Origin of the sequence: Asticcacaulis sp. AC460, assembly GCF_000495795.1 — a bacterium.
Taxonomy (GTDB): Bacteria; Pseudomonadota; Alphaproteobacteria; order Caulobacterales; family Caulobacteraceae; genus Asticcacaulis.
In genome coordinates, this window is the sequence record NZ_AWGD01000004.1 from 43,301 (window position 1) to 60,442 (window position 17,142).

The 17,142-nt window shown below is 60.7% G+C and carries 16 protein-coding genes; 6 read left to right on the top strand and 10 right to left on the bottom strand.

What is annotated here, in order from left to right; translation table 11 throughout:
- Positions 1–17: 17 nt before the first annotated feature.
- From ABAC460_RS27890 to ABAC460_RS27915, 6 genes are all read right to left on the bottom strand, one after another.
- Positions 18–662: a MarR family winged helix-turn-helix transcriptional regulator gene (locus ABAC460_RS27890; protein ID WP_023451881.1), complete on the bottom strand. Its 645-nt coding sequence runs from the start codon at positions 660–662 to the stop codon at positions 18–20.
- Between the two features lie 92 nt (positions 663–754).
- Positions 755–1,414 (bottom strand): inner membrane-spanning protein YciB, encoded by a 660-nt coding sequence (locus tag ABAC460_RS27895; RefSeq protein ID WP_023451882.1) that lies wholly within the window; start codon positions 1,412–1,414, stop codon positions 755–757.
- Positions 1,411–2,355 (bottom strand): signal recognition particle-docking protein FtsY, encoded by a 945-nt coding sequence (ftsY, locus tag ABAC460_RS27900; RefSeq protein ID WP_023451883.1) that lies wholly within the window; start codon positions 2,353–2,355, stop codon positions 1,411–1,413. Before ftsY ends, ABAC460_RS27895 begins: the two co-directional genes overlap by 4 nt.
- Positions 2,352–3,635: a tRNA (N(6)-L-threonylcarbamoyladenosine(37)-C(2))-methylthiotransferase MtaB gene (gene mtaB, locus ABAC460_RS27905; RefSeq protein ID WP_023451884.1), complete on the bottom strand. Its 1,284-nt coding sequence runs from the start codon at positions 3,633–3,635 to the stop codon at positions 2,352–2,354. Before mtaB ends, ftsY begins: the two co-directional genes overlap by 4 nt.
- A complete protein-coding gene (gene dapF / locus ABAC460_RS27910; protein ID WP_031236339.1) occupies positions 3,632–4,465 on the bottom strand; it encodes a diaminopimelate epimerase in 834 nt (277 codons plus the stop codon). The genes mtaB and dapF overlap by 4 nt, the downstream gene beginning before the upstream one ends.
- A 154-nt stretch (positions 4,466–4,619) precedes the next feature.
- Entirely contained in the window at positions 4,620–6,734 is a 2,115-nt protein-coding gene (locus tag ABAC460_RS27915; RefSeq protein ID WP_023451886.1) for a M3 family metallopeptidase, read from the bottom strand.
- Between the two features lie 206 nt (positions 6,735–6,940).
- Between ABAC460_RS27915 and ABAC460_RS27920 the strand changes: the two genes are divergently transcribed.
- The 3 genes from ABAC460_RS27920 (at position 6,941) to ABAC460_RS27925 (ending at position 9,426) form a co-directional block, all read left to right on the top strand.
- A complete protein-coding gene (locus tag ABAC460_RS27920) occupies positions 6,941–7,810 on the top strand; it encodes a glutamate racemase (RefSeq protein ID WP_031236340.1) in 870 nt (289 codons plus the stop codon).
- 53 nt (positions 7,811–7,863) lie between these two features.
- Positions 7,864–8,217, top strand: a complete 354-nt coding sequence (locus ABAC460_RS48810) for a DUF2750 domain-containing protein (RefSeq protein WP_081716423.1) — start codon at positions 7,864–7,866, stop codon at positions 8,215–8,217.
- A gap of 291 nt (positions 8,218–8,508) precedes the next feature.
- A complete protein-coding gene (locus tag ABAC460_RS27925; RefSeq protein ID WP_023451888.1) occupies positions 8,509–9,426 on the top strand; it encodes a TraB/GumN family protein in 918 nt (305 codons plus the stop codon).
- A 163-nt stretch (positions 9,427–9,589) separates the two neighbouring features.
- Here the strand turns inward: ABAC460_RS27925 and ahpF are convergent, their stop codons facing one another.
- Positions 9,590–11,179 (bottom strand): alkyl hydroperoxide reductase subunit F, encoded by a 1,590-nt coding sequence (ahpF, locus tag ABAC460_RS27930; RefSeq protein WP_023451889.1) that lies wholly within the window; start codon positions 11,177–11,179, stop codon positions 9,590–9,592.
- Positions 11,180–11,385: 206 nt separating this feature from the next.
- Entirely contained in the window at positions 11,386–11,949 is a 564-nt protein-coding gene (gene ahpC, locus ABAC460_RS27935; protein ID WP_023451890.1) for an alkyl hydroperoxide reductase subunit C, read from the bottom strand.
- A 167-nt stretch (positions 11,950–12,116) separates the two neighbouring features.
- Here ahpC and ABAC460_RS27940 point away from each other — a divergent pair, with 167 nt between their 5' ends.
- On the top strand, positions 12,117–12,800 hold the full coding sequence (locus tag ABAC460_RS27940) for a hypothetical protein (RefSeq protein ID WP_023451891.1): 684 nt from the start codon (positions 12,117–12,119) through the stop codon (positions 12,798–12,800).
- Between the two features lie 138 nt (positions 12,801–12,938).
- On the opposite strand, the gene ABAC460_RS27945 is transcribed toward ABAC460_RS27940, so the two are convergent.
- Positions 12,939–13,457: a carboxymuconolactone decarboxylase family protein gene (locus ABAC460_RS27945; RefSeq protein ID WP_023451892.1), complete on the bottom strand. Its 519-nt coding sequence runs from the start codon at positions 13,455–13,457 to the stop codon at positions 12,939–12,941.
- Positions 13,458–13,549: 92 nt separating this feature from the next.
- On the opposite strand from ABAC460_RS27945, the gene ABAC460_RS27950 reads away from it, so the two are divergent.
- Together ABAC460_RS27950 and ABAC460_RS27955 are read left to right on the top strand one after the other, a co-directional pair.
- Positions 13,550–14,461: a hydrogen peroxide-inducible genes activator gene (locus ABAC460_RS27950; RefSeq protein ID WP_031236341.1), complete on the top strand. Its 912-nt coding sequence runs from the start codon at positions 13,550–13,552 to the stop codon at positions 14,459–14,461.
- Positions 14,458–14,862, top strand: coding sequence for a hypothetical protein (locus tag ABAC460_RS27955; protein ID WP_023451894.1), 405 nt, complete (start codon positions 14,458–14,460; stop codon positions 14,860–14,862). The genes ABAC460_RS27950 and ABAC460_RS27955 overlap by 4 nt, the downstream gene beginning before the upstream one ends.
- A 108-nt stretch (positions 14,863–14,970) precedes the next feature.
- Here the strand turns inward: ABAC460_RS27955 and ABAC460_RS27960 are convergent, their stop codons facing one another.
- Positions 14,971–16,935 carry an NAD(+) synthase gene (locus ABAC460_RS27960; RefSeq protein WP_023451895.1) on the bottom strand — a complete coding sequence of 655 codons (1,965 nt, stop codon included), beginning with the start codon at positions 16,933–16,935 and terminating at the stop codon, positions 14,971–14,973.
- Positions 16,936–17,142: the final 207 nt, after the last annotated feature.

Consider the following 17,142-nt stretch of genomic DNA (forward strand, 5'->3'; position numbering starts at 1 on the left):
TTGGCCGAATTGGGGCGTTAGGCCTGTTCTGGCACGGGTGCGTGAACCAGATCCTGCCCGGCCACAGCCTCAGATGCGCCATCCGACAGGGCCGGCATGGGCAGCTTCTTCAGCTTCTTGGCACTCAGCTTGTGCTTTTTCTTTTTCTTGTCGGTCTTTTTATCGGCCTTCGCCTTGCGCACCGGCGTCTCGCCCGACAGTTCGACCTCGCGCGCCGCCGTGATCTTGCGCAGCAGCTTGACGAAGCTGTCACGCTTGGGCGGCGACAACAGGCTGAGGATCTTCTCATCCGCCTGCAGAACGCGCGGCTGCATTTCATCCAACGCCGTCTTGCCGGCCGGCGCCAGCTGCACCAGGTTGGCGCGTGCGTCGGTCGCCGAACGTTCCCGTACCAGCAGTTCCTTGGCGATCATCCGCGCCACCAGGTCGGCCAGGGTCGAGCGGTCGATACCGGTAATCTTGACCAGGTCCGTCTGGGACAGGCCCTCGCTACCGTCCAGCGCCTGAAGCACGGCGAACTGCCGCTGGGTCAGGGCGCCCTCGCCAGCCGTCTCGTTATAGATATCGAGCGCGATCTGCAGAACACGGTGGAGGAGATGGGCGGGCGAGCCTTCGAGCGTGGAACGCGGCTCAGGGGCATCGGACGGCTTGGACTTCTTCATGAGACGGTTCCGTGCAGCGTGCTGAATGTCTTCGTTTTCTGTCATAGATATATGGCAGATTTACGACAATATTCCGTACCCGGAACAGTTTGTCACGCGTCCGGCCCTTTTTCTTCCGGCTGGATCATGTTCTTCATCAGGAACGGAAACAGCGCCAGGGAGAACAGGATCGGACCGCCGACCAGCGAGAACAGCTTCCAGGTCGCCCAGACGCTATCGGTCTGGGTCCGCCAGATATATTCGTTCACCCCGGCCATCGCCAGATAGAACAGGGCATAATAAATGGTCAGCTTCGGCCAGGCCGGCTCTTTCAGCTTCAGCGCCTCGCCAACCAGCGCCTTCAACGGCTGCTTCTTCAGCGCCAGTCCGCCCAGCAGCACGCCGGCGATCAGCACATTGACGATGGTCATCTTGATCTTGATGAAGACGCCGTCGTGAAACACCACCGTCAGCACCGCAAACGGAATCCCGATGGCCGCGGCCGCCAGCGGAATCCACGCCAGACGCTTTTCAGCAACGAACCCGACGATCAGGGCGATCACTGAAGCGACAGCCAGACTACCGGACGCCCAGATCAGCGGATCCGGATCGGGCAATTTGAACAGGAACTTCGACGCGAAGAAGGCGCCGCCGAACGCGATCAGCGGACCGTAATCGACACCGATCTTGACCCAGTTCTGCTTGGGTTCGGACGGCTTCAGCGCCAGTTCCGGATCGGCCTTCAGCGCCGTTTTGAGCGGTTCGTCCGTCATGCTTGCGGCTCCAGGCCCACCATCGAGCGGGCAAAATCACGCGCCTTGAAGGCGTGCAGGTCTTCGATGTCCTCGCCCACCCCGATCAGCTTGATCGGCGCATCGGAGGCCTTGGCAATGGGGATCAGGATGCCGCCGCGCGCGGTGCCGTCCAGCTTGGTCATCACCAACCCCGACACAAACGCCTGGCGGCCGAAAATCTGTTCCTGGCTGAGCGCATTGCGTCCGACCGTGGCGTCCAGCACCAGCAGGGTCTCATGCGGCGCGTCCGGATCAACCCGCTTGATCACCCGGACGATCTTCAACAGCTCGTCCATCAGCTGCTGCTTGTTCTGCAACCGGCCGGCGGTGTCGATCAGGACAACGTCGTAGCCCTCCTCTTTCGCCTTCACCACCGAATCATAGGCCAGACCCGCCGCATCGGCGCCGGTCTTGCGGCCCATGAAATCGGCCTTGGCGCGTTCGGACCAAACCTTGAGCTGCTCGACAGCGGCCGCCCGGAAGGTATCGCCGGCGACGATCAGCACCTTGGCGCCTTTGGCCGTCAGAGAGGCGGCGATCTTGCCCAGGGTCGTGGTCTTGCCCGACCCGTTCACGCCGACGAACAGGACGATGTACGGCTTGGGCCCACCCAGAGGCTCGAACGTGCCTTCGTGATTGACCAGCTCATCGGCCAACGCATTGGCCAGGGCTTCGCGCACCGCCGTCGAATCTTTAGCGGACGAAAACTTCGCCTGGGCCATCTTGGCCGAGATATTGGCCGAAATCTGCGGGCCCAGGTCGCTCTCGATCAGCAGATCTTCCAGCGCTTCCAGGTCGGAATCGCTCAAAGCTTCCTTCTGCGAAAACACCTGGGTGACCTGTTCGGCCAGGTTCTGCGAGGTCCGCGACAGGCCATGGGTCAGCCGCTCGAACCAGCCTTTTTTCTTCTCTTCGGTCATGCCGACTGCCGTACCGTGTTTTGAAGTAAAGCGCCAATAGCATGTTTGCCGTCGTGGCCGGTGATGGCGATATCGCTGATGCCACCGACCGTCGCCTCGCCCGTAAACACCACTTCGGTAAAGTCGGCGGCGCGGGCAAAGCCCGGCTTCTCAATAACACACGACAACGTCCGTCCCATCTGCCGGCTCAGATGCCCCTGCAAAGCTTCCTCGGCCTTGGCGCGCAACCGGGCAGCGCGTTCCTTGATCACCGGACGCGGCAGTTGCAGCATCTTGGCCGCCGGCGTCTGCGGCCGCGGCGAATACGGAAAGACATGAACATAGGACAGGCCGCAGTCATCGATCAGCGACACGGCATTGTCGAAATGCTCTTCGGTTTCGGTCGGGAAGCCGGCGATCATGTCGGCGCCAAACGCGATGTCCGGCCGGATGCTCCGCACCTTCTCGACCAAAGCAACGGCATCGGCGCGCAGGTGGCGGCGCTTCATCCGTTTCAGGATCAAATCGTCCCCATGCTGAAGACTGAGGTGCAGATAGGGCGCCAGGCGCTCTTCCTCGGCAAAGGCGCGGAACAGGGTATCGTCGATTTCGGCGGCATCGATCGACGACAGGCGCAACCGCTTCAGGTCGGGAACCAGTTTCAGAATCCGCGCCACCAAATTGCCCAGTTGCGGTTGCCCGGGCAGGTCGCTGCCCCACGAGGTCAGGTCGACTCCGGTCAGGACGATTTCATTATAGCCTTCGGCGACCAGGCGCTGGGTCTGGGCGACGACATCGCCGGCGGCGGCCGATCGCGAATTGCCGCGGCCATACGGAATGATACAGAAGGTGCAGCGGTGATCGCAGCCGTTCTGGACCTCGACAAAGGCGCGGGCGCGATCCTTCAACCCATCGATCAGATGACCTGCGGTTTCGCGGACGGAAAAGACGTCGTTGACGACAACGCGCGCGCTGTCGGGAGTCAGGCGGTAGGCGCCGGCCTTCTGCTTGTCGGCGTTGCCGATCACGAAATCGACTTCCGACATGTTGGCGAAGGTGTCGGGATCGGTCTGGGCGGCGCAGCCGGTGACGATCAGCCGCTTGTCCGGGTTTTCCTTGCGCGCGCGGCGGATGGCCTGGCGCGCCTGGCGCACGGCTTCACCGGTGACGGCGCAGGTGTTGAAGATGATGGCGTCGGACAGCCCGTCATCGGCGGCGGTCTTGCGGATGACCTCGCTTTCGTACGAATTCAGGCGGCAGCCAAAGGTAACAACCTGGAGGGACGATTCTTTGGCGGTCAAAGCGTGCCCTCGAACTCGACTTCGACGGGGCCGGTCATGATGACGTGGTCGTTCTCGGCCCAGACGATGTGCAGCGGTCCGCCGTCCATATGGACGGTGGCGGCTCGGCCGGTCAGCCCGCGGCGGGCGGTGGCGACCAGTGTGGCGCAGGCGCCTGTGCCGCAGGCCTGGGTGATGCCGGCGCCGCGTTCCCACACGCGCATGCGAATGTTGTCCTTGTCGAGGATCTGGGCGAACTCGACATTGACGCTTTCGGGGAAGAGCGGGTGATGCTCGATCAGGCTGCCGGTGGCCCTGACGTCGACGGTTTCGATGTCGTCGACGAAAAAGACGCAGTGGGGATTACCCATGCTGACGGCGACGGGGGTGTGATAGAGCGGCGCGTCGTAGGGCCCGACCTTCAGCTCCAGCTTGGCGGTGTTCATTTCCTCGGAGAGGGGGATGTCCTGCCAGTTAAGACCGGGCTTGCCCATGTCGATGCTGGCCGTGCCGGTGGTGGCGTCGGCGCGGAGCACGCGGGCTTTGGTAGCTCCACCGAGCGTATCGATCTTCAGGGTTTTATCGCTGGCGTCCCGGTTGAGGTACCAGGCGACGCAGCGCAAGGCGTTGCCGCAGGTTTCGACACCGCCGCCGTCGGAGTTCCACACGCGCATGAAGGCGTCACCGTCGCGGGAACCTTCGATGGCGATGAGCTGGTCGAAGCCGATGCCGGAGACGCGGTTACTCCACGCCCGGATCTGGTCCGGAGCGGGCTGGAAGGCGGTTTCGCGGGCATCGACGACGATGAAATCGTTGCCGAGGCCGTTCATCTTGAGGAACGGGCGTGACATGCTGCGTATATAGAGGGTGTCCCCCATAAAATAAACGGGGTTTGGGGCCTGCGGCCCCAAGTCTTCCCTCTTTCCTTTCCTGACCTCGCCCACTTTGGGGCGAAGGTCAGGAAAGGAAGAAGAAAAGAGGTGGGGTCGCGGACCCCACACCCCATTACTTTACGGGGAAACCTCTCTTACGCATCAGCGCATCCCGGTTCGGATCCCGGCGCCGGAACGCACGATAGCCATCCGCCGGATCGACGGTATTCCCGACACTCAGCACATGGGCCTGCAGCCGATCGGCCACCGCCTTGTCGTAGAACCCGCCGGCCTCGGTAAACGCCTCGGCACAATCGGCCGTCAGCGTATCCGACCACAGATAGCTGTAATACCCCGCCGAATAGCCGTCCGATGAGAAGACATGCCCGAACTGCGGTGTGCGGTGGCGCATGACGATCTCCTTTGGCATACTCAGCTTCGTCAACTCCGCACTTTCAAACGCATCGGCATCGATATCCGCCCCTCCGGCCAGGTGCAGTTTCATATCGATCAAAGCCGACGCCAGATATTCCACCGTCGCAAAACCCTGGTTGAACGTGTCGGCCTTCTCGATCTTGGCCAGCAAAGCCTCAGGCATCGCCTCGCCCGTCTCGTAATGCAAAGCAAACCGGCTCAAAACCTCCTTGGTCGGCAACCAGTGCTCATTGAGCTGCGACGGAAACTCGACATAATCGCGCGCCACATTGGTTCCTGACAACGACGGATAGGTCACATTCGACGACAGCCCATGAATCGCATGGCCGAACTCATGGAACAAGGTCTTCGCATCATCCCACGAAATCAGGATCGGCTCACCCGGCGCTGCCTTGATAAAGTTGGAATTGTTCGACACCAGCGTAATGATATCCTTGCCATCCATCCGCTGCTGCGACCGATAGGCATTCATCCACGCGCCCGACCGCTTGCCCTTGCGCGCATACGGATCGAAGTACCACAGCCCGACCGTCTTGCCGCCGCGCGTCACCTTCCACACCCGAACGTCATCGTGGAACACCGGCACGCCCTGGATCTGGGTAAATTCAAACCCATAGATCTGACCGGCCGCCCACATCATGCCTTCGCGCAGCTTCTCCATCTGCAGGTACGGCTTGACCTCGTTTTCATCCAGATCATACTTCGCCTTACGGACCTTCTCGGCATAAAAACGGTAATCCCACGGCTCGATCGTGATGCCTGCGCCTTCCTTGTCGGCGACCGCCTGCATATCGGCGACCTCTTCGTGAACCCGCGCCACGGCCGGGCCCCACACCGCCTCCATCAAGGCCATGGCATTCGCCGGCGTCTTCGCCATGGCGTTTTCCAGCCGCCAATGGGCGTGCGTCTCATAGCCACGCAGCTGCGCCCGCTCGAACCGCAGCTTCAGGATCTTGGAAATAATGGCATTGTTGTCCCACTGATCGCCATTGTCGCCGCGATTGACATAGGCCCGCCACACCTTTTCCCGCACACCGCGATCCGTACAGAAGGTCGTCACCGGCTCCATCGCCGAACGCGTATTGGCGATGCCATAACTGCCGTCGGCCAGCTTCATCGAAGCCTTCAATCCGTCCGGCAATCCGGCCAGCTCGGCCTCGCTCACCACCATCACCTGCTCTTCGTCGTGCAGCAGATTGTCCGAGAAGGTCTTGAACAGCAGCGACAGCTCCTTGTTGATCGCCGCCACCCGCGTCTTGGCCTTTGGCGACAAAGCCGCGCCGGCCCGGACGAAGTTCGTATAATACTGCCACAACAGACGATCCTGCTCGGGCGTCAGGTTGAACTTCGCCTTGTTGTCCCACACCAACTTGATGCGCGCGAACAGCTTGGGGTTCTGGATAAGCTCATCCGAAAACGCCGCCAGCTTGGGCTGGATGGTCTTGCCCATGGCCTGCAATTCCGCCGTCGCCAGGTTGCCGTTCCAGATGCCGTAGATCGTCCCGACCCGGCCCAGCGCCTTGCCCGACCGCTCATAGGGCACAATGGTGTTGTCGAAGGTTGCGGGCTCCGGGTTGCCGGTAATCGCCGCGATTTCCCGCCGCTGCGATGCCATGGCCGCGTCATAGGCGGCTTCGAACTGGTTGATATCGACCTTGTCGAATGGCGGAACTCCGCCATAAGACCCCGTCCATTCGGCTGTCAAAAGCAAAGCGGTACCTTCCTGTGCAAACGCCGAAAACGCGGAGGTGGACAGTGCCGTCGCAGCCATCAGGCCCAGCGTGGTGCGGCGATCAATGTTATGTTCGGACATGGAAAAACTCCGTGAAAACCGGCTGCAAAACCCCGTTTACGGCCGGTTGCAAAAGGCGTATGCGATGACCCTATAAGTGGGCCCGGATACGGCCAAATTAAGTTTTCGTAAGGTCTTAGCGCTCAAGCGCCGCGAGGCTCCTCGCATAAGCTCGGGCGCGCAGTCGCGCTTGCCAACCGGCAAGCGGTTGGAAGGGATACAGTTTCATGGCTATGGGCGTGTTCGATTCGGGCGTTGGCGGCTTAAGCATTCACCACGCCCTGGTCAGTCGCCTTCCCCAGGCGGATTTCATCTACCTGGCCGACCAGAAACACACCCCCTATGGCGACCGTTCCGGCGAAGAGATCGTCGAACTGACGAAACAAGGCTGCGAAACCCTGTTCGAAGCCGGCGCCTCCCTGGTGGTCCTGGCCTGCAACACGGCCTCCGCGGTGGCCCTGCGCCGGCTGCAACAGACCTGGCTGTCGGGTTTTCGCAAAACCTACAAGCGTCCGGTCAATGTCCTGGGCATTATCGTCCCGACCATCGAAGCCGCCACCGGCCTGCCGTGGGAGCACGAAGCCGAACGCCGCGGCGAGAAAATCGAGAAGCTGGACATTGTCGGCGTCTTCGCCACGGTGGCGACAGCGCGGTCGCGGGTCTACGAAATCGAGATCGACAAGCGCCGCCAGGACATCGCCGTCTTCACCGAAGCCTGTTCCGGCCTGGCCGACATGATCGAAAAGGGCGCCGATCGCGACTCGCTGTCGGCCAAGATCAAGGGCCATGTCGAAAGCTTGCGCATCCGCGTCGGCCGCTATCCCGACCGGGCGATCCTGGGCTGCACACATTATGAGCTGGTGGCCGATCTGTTCCGCGAACACCTGCCGGCCGGCACGCCGATCATCCACCAGCCGCCTTCGGTGGCCAAGGCCATGGGCGACTATGTCGAGCGCCATACGCAATATGATATTGGATCGTCCGGGGCGCGGACCTTTCTGACAACCGGCACCCCCGGCTCGCAATCCGGCCTGATCGAAGCCTTCTGGGGCAGCCCCCTCACCTTCAACGCCGTATCCTCGGACAAAGCTGCGTAAGTGTCCTCGCCGACGACCGTACATTCTGAACCACGGGCACCCAAGCAAAACCTATGAGCATTGCAGCCGCACACGCCCATCAGTTTTTCAGAGATGTCGGTAAAAGCGGAATGGTGTGGACCATTCGGGACGACGCGGGATTCCCAACTTCGACCAACCCGTCCGGTGAGACCTCCATGCCTTTCTGGTCGAGTCGAAAACGAGCGCAAACCATCGTAGATACCGTAGCTGCATATCGAGGCTTTGCTCCGCATCAGCTCACTTTGTCAGATTTCATCGAGCGCTGGTTGCCAGGTCTGGAGAAAGACGGATTGCGAGTCGGAATCAATTGGTCTGGGGCAAGAGCAACGGGATACGACTATGCTCCCTTCGAAGTACGTCGCTTCCTCGAAGGCGACTTGGAGTAATTCGCTATATCCACCTGCTTCGATCTGATCTGCTCGAATTCAACAGCACTGAAATCAACCTGGCGATATTGAAAAAATCAGCAATATAAATAACTTATCCCTCCCCGTTATACGGGGAGGTGGATCATTTGCGGTTAGCAAATGATACGGTGGGGAATTTGACCCGCCGGTGTTTCTGCCGTCGCCACTCGTATTATACCGGGTTACGCGCTAATGCCCCGGCAGCCTGACCGCAAAAAAACCGTCACACACCCTCGATAGGACTGAGCAAACCGATTTTGCGAGTCCACCATGCTGCGTTGCCTGTTCCTTGTCCTGTGCCTGATCGGCCTGCCGTTTCAGTCAATGGCCCAGACCGAAGACTGGCCCGACGTCGTCATCAAGGCGAAAACAACCGTCGGCCCAGCCATGTGGCGGGTCAGCGACGAAGACTCCCAGGTCATCATCATCGGCATCCTCCCGGTCTTCCCAAAGAAACAGGCCTGGAACACCAAGCGGATCGAGAATGCCCTGCGCGGCGCCAATGTGCTGATTACCCCGGCCACCAGCCATGCCGGTGCCGGCGACATGACCAGCCTGATGTTCCGCAAGGGCCTTCCGGACGGCAAGACGCTGAAACAGGTCCTCTCCCCGGCCCTGTACGCGCGCTACGAAGCGGCCGCCGCGCGCGCCAAGGTCTCCATCCGCGACTTCGCCCGCGACAAACCGGTGTGGGCCATGGTGCGCCTGCGCCGTGAAGTGCTGGAAAAACGCGGCCTGACCGACGACGAACCCGTCGCTACGATCAAACGTCTGGCCGGCCGGGCCGGTGTTCCCGTACGGGCGGCCGCCAATTACGACATGGGCGCCATCGTCAAGGACATCAACGCCATGACACCGCAGGCGGCCGAGGTCTGCGTCACCGCCACCCTGGACGACATCGACTTCCTTCTCGACCGGTTGGGCCGGACAGCCGCGGCCTGGGCGGTCGGCGATTTGGCCACCGTCCGCGCCAATTACCCGGCCTCCGCCATGGCGCGGTGCCTCAGCGGATCGTCCAAGGGTTCGGCGCTGATGGACCGCAGCATCAACGACAGCGTCGCCGCCGTCGAAAAAGCGCTGAAGAAACCGGGCAAGTCGGTGGCCGTGCTTCCGCTGGCCATCCTGCTGCGACGAGGTGCGACGCTGGATCGGCTGCGGGCGAAGGGGTACGAGGTATCAGCGCCGTAAGAGGAAGGCCAGGGGTCGCGGACCCCTGGACCCCGAAACTCGATAGTGTTCAATCTAATAAAACCAAAAAACCCGGAACCAAGAGTTCCGGGTTTTTTGGTTTTAACAGGTTAATCGCTGTCCAGTTACGAGGTCCAGGAGGCTGCGCCTCCTGGCCTTCCCTTTACGCGGCGATATCCACCGGCGCCGTCGACCGGATCAGATAATCGAACGCCGTAAGCGCCGCCTTCGAACCTTCACCCATGGCGATAACGATCTGCTTGTACGGCACAGTCGTCACGTCCCCGGCCGCGAACACCCCCGGGATCGAGGTCTCAGCGCGAGCATTGATTTCGATCTCGCCATGCTTCGACAGATCGATCGCGCCTTTCAGCCATTCCGTGTTCGGAACAAGCCCGATCTGGACGAAAATCCCCTCCAGTTCGATGTCGTGCACGACGTCATGAATGCGGTCCTTATAGCTCAAACCCACCACTTTGGACCCGTCACCCTTCACTTCCGTCGTCTGGGCGTTCACGATCACCGTCACGTTCGGCAGGCTGTACAGCTTGCGCTGCAAGACCGCATCCGCCCGCAGTTCGGCCGCAAACTCCAGCAAGGTCACATGCGACGCCAGACCGGCCAGGTCGATCGCCGCCTCAACGCCGGAGTTGCCACCACCGATCACCGATACGCGTTTGCCCTTGAACAGCGGACCGTCGCAGTGCGGACAATAGGCCACGCCCTTGTTGCGATACTCCGCCTCACCCGGCACGCCCATCTGGCGCCAGCGCGCGCCGGTCGACAACACCACCGTCCGCGCCTTGACCGAAGCGCCGCCTTCCAGCTGCACCTCATGCAAACCGCCCGGCGCCGAAGCCGGCACCAGCTTGACCGCCTTCTGCAGGTTCATCACGTCGATTTCATAATCCTTCACGTGCTGTTCCAGCGCTGTCACCAGCTTGGGACCTTCGGTGTGCGAGACCGAAATAAAGTTTTCGATACCCATGGTATCCAGCACCTGGCCGCCGAAACGTTCCGCCACCACGCCGGTGCGAATGCCCTTACGCGCCGCATAGATGGCGGCCGAAGCGCCGGCGGGGCCACCACCGACCACCAGGACGTCGAACTCCGACTTGGCGTTGATCTTGGCGGCTTCACGCTGATGCGCACCCGTATCGATCTTGGCCAAAATCTCCTCAACGCCCATCCGGCCCTGAGCAAACACCTCACCATTCAACACAACACTGGGCACTGCCATGACCTGGCGCTTTTCGACCTCGTCCTTGAACAAGGCGCCGTCGATGGCGACATGCTTGATCTTCGGATTGAGCACGCTCATCAGGTTCAGCGCCTGGACGACATCCGGGCAGTTCTGACACGACAGCGAGAAATAGGTCTCGAACCGCAGCTCGCCTTCGATCTCCAGAGCCTTGACCTGCTCGATGACCTCGGGCTCGACCCGCGGCGGGTGACCACCCACCTGCAGCAAGGCCAAAACCAGCGACGTAAACTCATGGCCCATCGGCAGGCCGGCGAAAGTGACACCAATATCCGAACCCGGACGAACGATATCGAACGACGGCACCCGCGCCCCTTCGCTGCCTTGGTACATCGTCAGCGACACCTTGTCCGAGGCCGCGACGATGTCTTCGAGCAGATCGACGAGTTCGCGCGACTTCGCGCCGTCGTCGGTATGGGCGATCAGTTCGATCGGGGTGCGAAGGTTTTCCAGATAGCCCTTCAACTGCGCCTTGAGACCAGCGTCCAGCATGGTAGTACTCCAACTGTCAGGGGAAATTCATTGTCCAGATGTCGGGTCCCACAGAACCCGAAATCAGGAAAATGTGGAAAGAGAACCCCTCCACGCGAAATTTACTTTTTCTTCTCCTCCCCATCATCGATGGGGAGGTGGCGAGCAAGGGAGCCCCCTTATGGGGCGACCGCGTCGAGACGGAGGGGTCCTCTTTCCAGCTACTCTTAAATCTTGCCGACGAGATCCAACGACGGGGCGAGAGTCTTTTCACCCTCTTCCCACTTGGCCGGGCATACCTCGCCGGGGTGCGAAGCAACGTACTGAGCCGCCTTGACCTTACGCAGCAGTTCGGTGGCGTTACGGCCGATACCTTCAGCAGTCACTTCGGCGAACTGGATGACGCCGTCCGGATCGACCAGGAAGGTGCCGCGGTCGGCCAGGCCGATGCCTTCGCGCATGACGTCGAAGTTGTTGGTGATGACGCCCGACGGATCGCCCAGCATGGTGTACTTGATCTTGCCGATGGCCGGCGACGTATCGTGCCAAGCCTTGTGCGAGAAGTGCGTGTCGGTCGAAACGCTGTAGACTTCGACGTTCAGCGACTGCAGCGTGTCGTAATTGTCAGCCAGGTCTTCCAGCTCGGTCGGGCACACGAAGGTGAAGTCGGCCGGATAGAAGAAGAAGATCGACCACTTGCCCTTCACGTCGGCGTCGGTGACGTCGACAAACTTGCCTTGCTTGAAGCCGGTCGACTTGAACGGCTTGATGGTGGTGTTGATGAGGCCCATGGGCTTTCTCCTATGAAGTGAAGTGTGGCGACGCGGAAATTCGCTCAGGACGAACAATAAGGCAAGTTTATTTTATTTTATTTTACTATAGATTTTTCTTATAGCGAGCACACCTGTTGACAGCCGCCCACGCGTGCCACAACCTTCGCAAAACGGGGAGCGGCGTCATGTACAAACACATCACCCTTGCGGCGTGGCTGGTCTTGGCCGCCTGCCAACCGGCACCGCACAGCAACACAGCATCAACGGCATCCGACGCTCCTGACTGCGCCAAACTGCCGGAGTCCGGTCTGTGCTACAACAAGGCCATCTATCTGCTTCAATTCGATTCCGGTTCGCGCCCCAATGCACCGGACGGCTGCACCTGGACGCTCAACGAAACCGCCCTGCCGCAAGGCGAGTACCTGCTGTACCTGGCGGCCCTCTGCGACAACAAGGCCACGAAGCTCGACTACGGCAACGGCACCTTACGCTACCGCGATTTTCCCGACTCTACGCCCGTGACCATCATCCCGGCGACACCCGATGGCCATACCGCCATCCTCGACTACGCCAAGGCCAAGATCACCGACCCGAAGGAAGCCGCCCGATGCAAGGTCCGCCGAGCCGCCATCGACAGCTTCCCGGCAGACGCCCTGGAGGTGGATGAGATGACCATCGGCGAATCAGAAAAGATCGCCACCGAAGGCATCCGCACAGCCTGCGGTCCGTTCGGCCTGGATCAGGATTCGCAGCGCTACTGGCGTATCATCAGTGACCACGCCTTGTTCTTCGACCTTGGCCAGGACTCCGCGCCCTTCGATCCCGGCTCGCTGACGATTTACCGCCCGCAAACGGCATCATCGTCTTGAGCACGATTAGCTAGTAAATTACAGAATTCACTACTCTTTTTATCCCTCCCCGTTATACGGGGAGGTGGATCATTTGCTGGAAGCAAATGAGACGGTGGGGGATTTGGCCCGCGACTTTTTCCACCTCTTACCGCCAGATTACGCCGTTTCCGCCCGCACCACCGCACTCACGGCATTCACCGTCGCGGCAATCCGCAAAGCCGCCTGAACCTGCTCGGCCGTCACACCATGACTGCGCAACACCTTCTCATGGCTATCCAAACACAAGCCACAGCCATTGATCGCCGACACCCCCAGACACCACAGCTCGAAATCGACCTTGTCGACACCGGGATTCATCAGGATATTCATCCGCAAACCCGACCGCAGATCGGCATATTCACGGTTATGCATGAGGTGCAGCGCGCGATAATAAACATTGTTCATGCCCATTATGGCCGAAGCCGCCTTGGCCGCCGCCACAGCCTCCACCGACAAAGGCGCGGCTGCCTCAATACCACGAATTACCTCGCCGACCCCCACAGCATGGGCACCCGACAGGAAAGCGCCCCACCGCTGCTGCTCGGTCAGAATGGTCTCTTCCAGCAGCACCGTCATGTTGCGGACCAGGTCCTGCCCATACGCAGGGATCAACCCATACAAGGCTTCGAGCGCCATCGATAAACTCCACTTGATAGATACGGCCACCGAATAAGTTGAATTTATGGACGAACCATCCATATTCAAGGGCAACGGAGAGTCCTTTGCATATCCTGCCCACCCTGCGCCAGTTGCAATACCTGAAACTGCTGGCCGAACACAAAAGCTTCATGGCGGCGGCCGAAAAGGCCTATGTCTCGCAACCGGCCCTGTCCTCGGGTATTGCAGAACTGGAGAAAATCCTGGGCGCCCGCCTGGTCGACCGCGCGCGCGGCCAGATCATCCTGACCGCCATCGGCGAAGAGACCCTGAAACGCGCCGAAGACATCCTCGCCCGCGCCGAAGACCTGGTCGAAGCCACCCACGGCGCCGACAAACCCCTGACCGGCCGCTTCCGGCTGGGCGTCATCCCGACCATCGCGCCCTTCCTTTTGCCCAAGGCACTCGTCAAACTACGCCACGAATTTCCCGACTTGCGCTTGTTCCTGCGCGAAGACCAGACGGCCCGCCTGATCGGCGCCTTGAAAACCGGCGCGCTGGACGCCGCGGTCATCGCCCTGCCCTACGACCTGACCGGCTTGGACCACGCCTTTGTGGCGCGTGACGAGATCGTCGCCGCCATGCCGCACGACCACCTGCTGGCCCGCGAAGCCAAAATCACCCCCGAAGCGCTGAAAGGCGAAGAACTGATCCTGCTGGAAGACGGCCATTGCCTGCGCGATCACGCCATGGCCGCCTGCTCGTGGACCGGAGCTTCGGGCGCCAACGAATCGCTGTCGGCCTATGCCGGCGGCGGGTTTGCGGCGACCTCGCTGAACACCCTGGTGCAGATGGTCGGCTCGGGTCTTGGTGTGTCGCTGCTGCCGGCCATGGCGGTCGAGTCCGGCATGGTACCGGCGGACGATGTCACGATCAGGCCCTTGAAATCGGACCATGCTTTCCGCGATATTGTCGTCATCTGGCGGTCGGGATCGAGTCGCGCCCCCGAAGCCCGGTTGCTGGCGGAGAAGCTGAAATCATGAAACGCGCCTTGATCCTGCTGCTGGCTCTGGCGGCCTGCTCGCCCAAACCACAGTCTCCCGAAGACACCATTGCCTCCGCCGCCCCGCCGGTGACAGATCCCTGGCCGGGCAAGTACGAAGGCGACCTGATGGTGCGTATCGACGCCTCGCGCAAAATCGTCCTGGTCGAAGGGCAGCCGGACGGCTGTACGGGCGATGTCGGCCTGGGCGACGGCGGCCTGGCTTCGAAGCCCATTTCGGCCAACGAACTGGAACTGACGCTCCAGCCCGAAGGCGTCGCCGCCTGTGTCTTCCGTATACGGAAGAACGGCGACACATTAACGGTCACCGAGACGGAAACCTGCGCGACCTACCACGGCGCCACCTGCAGCTTCAACGGCACCGCAAAAAGAGTAAAATAGAGAGCCGGAGACTTCACAAACTCCCTCCTCTCCACGCAGTGGGGAGGTGCCGGCGAAGCCGGCGGAGGGGTATCTTTGGTCAGTCCCGCCACCACTCAGCTCCAATTATCACTCCGGCACGTTCGCTTTCAACTCATCCAGCCAGATCTTCGCATTACCATCCGACGGCGCTCGCCAGTCCCCCCTTGGCGACAGAGCCCCACCGGAAATCAGCTTCGGCCCATTGGGCACAGCGGACCGCTTGAACTGCGAAATGGTGAAGAACCGGTACAAAAACACCTCCAGCCACTTCCGGATGACCTTCAGCTCGTACTTATCCTTCCACGCCCGGTAGCTCAAAAACGCCACCTTGGACGGCTTCAACCCGAACCGCGTGATGTAATACAGATTGAAGTCCTGCAGCTCATACGGCCCGACCTTGTCCTCGGTCTTTTGGATCTGACCGGCCTCGATCGGGATCAGCTCCGGCGAAATCTCGCGCGTCAGCACCGACGTCAATATCCGCCCGGTTTTCGCGTCGAACTCGCGATTGGCCGCCCAACGGATCAGGTGCTGGATCAAGGTCTTGGGCGCCCCGCAATTGACATTGTAGTGGCTCATATGGTCGCCGACACCGTAGGTGCACCACCCCAGGGCCATCTCCGACAAATCCCCCGTCCCGACGACAAACCCCTTCTTGATCCCGGCCAGCCGGAACAGGAAATCGGTCCGCAACCCCGCCTGAACATTTTCAAAGACGATGTCGTAGACCTTTTCGCCTTGGGCATAGGGGTGACCGATATCCATAAGCATCCGCTTGGCCGCCGGCCGGATATCCAGCTCCTCGGCCGAAATTCCCAAGGCTTTCATCAGCTTCAGCGCATCGTTCTTGGAACCCGTCGATGTCCCGAACCCCGGCATGGTGTAACCGTGAATATTCGCCCGCGCTATCCCCAGCCGGTCGAAGGCCTTACATGCCACGATCAACGCATGGGTCGAATCCAGCCCACCCGACACGCCGATGACGACATCGTGCACGCCGGTTGACGACAGCCGCTGCATCAAACCATGCACCTGGATATTGAACGCCTCGTAGCAGTCCTCGTCCAGCTTCGACGCATCGTCGGGCACATAAGGGAACCGGGCCACCTGGCGATGAAAATCCGTCAACTGATGCGGCCGCCAGTCAAAGCCCGTACGCACCACATCCGCCGCGAACCCCTGCCCCGAGTCATGAAACGTCCCGGTCTTTAACCGCTCGGCCGCCACCCGTTCCAGATCGACATCGGCCAACAGCAACGAATCCGAGGTAAACCGTTCACCTTCCGCCACTAGATTACCCAGCTCATAGACCAGCGACTGCCCGTCCCACGCCAGATCGGTCGTCGACTCCCCCGGTCCCGCTGCGCTGTATGCATAAGCGCAGAACAACCGCTCCGACGCCGCCGCGCACAACCGCTTGCGCGCCCGCGACTTGCCGATGACCACGGGCGATGCCGACAGATTGACGATCAGATTGGCGCCCGCCACAGCCAGGGCGGTTGCCGGCGTCTGCGGCACCCACAGATCCTCGCAGATCTCGACCCCGAACGTAAAAGCCGAGCCTTCCGCCGCGAACACCTGCTTGGTGCCGAACAGAACGCCATCGACCATACGGTTCGCGACCCCGACGCCCGAAGCGAAATAGCGCCGCTCATAATACTCACGATAATTCGGCAGATAGCTCTTCGGCACGACGCCTAAAGCCTTGCCGTTCGCCACGACCGCCGCGCAATTATACAGCGCCCCCTCAACCCGCAGCGGCAACCCAACGACCAATAAGGGCCGGATCTTCACCGACGCCGCAATCAACTCCGCCAGGGCCTGCTGAACGGCATCCAGCAAAACTTCCTGCGTAAACAGATCGTCCAGCGAATAGGCTGACAGGCTCAGCTCCGGATAAACGACGATATCGGCGCCCGCCGCATCGGCGCGTTCCGCCAACACCAGATGCTCGGCCAGGTTGGCGAGCGGATCACCCAGATGCACCTTGGGCGTCACACAGGCGACTCTCACAAAGCCATGCGAAGCGGGTGAATAGAAGTTTTTCGTCATTTTCGGCCTCCCGGCACATATCGACGCAGCCTCAATAGGCCCTTCTCAGGGAAAAATCCAACTTCAGCCCTTCAAATTTTGTAAAAGCGTGGAAAAATCTAACATAGTGGTTAGTCCATCATCCAAATATTGCGCTATTAATTTCATTTGCAACTAATTACGGATCTTGCTTACTTCTCCTCTCCACGAAGTGGGGAGGGGGACCGC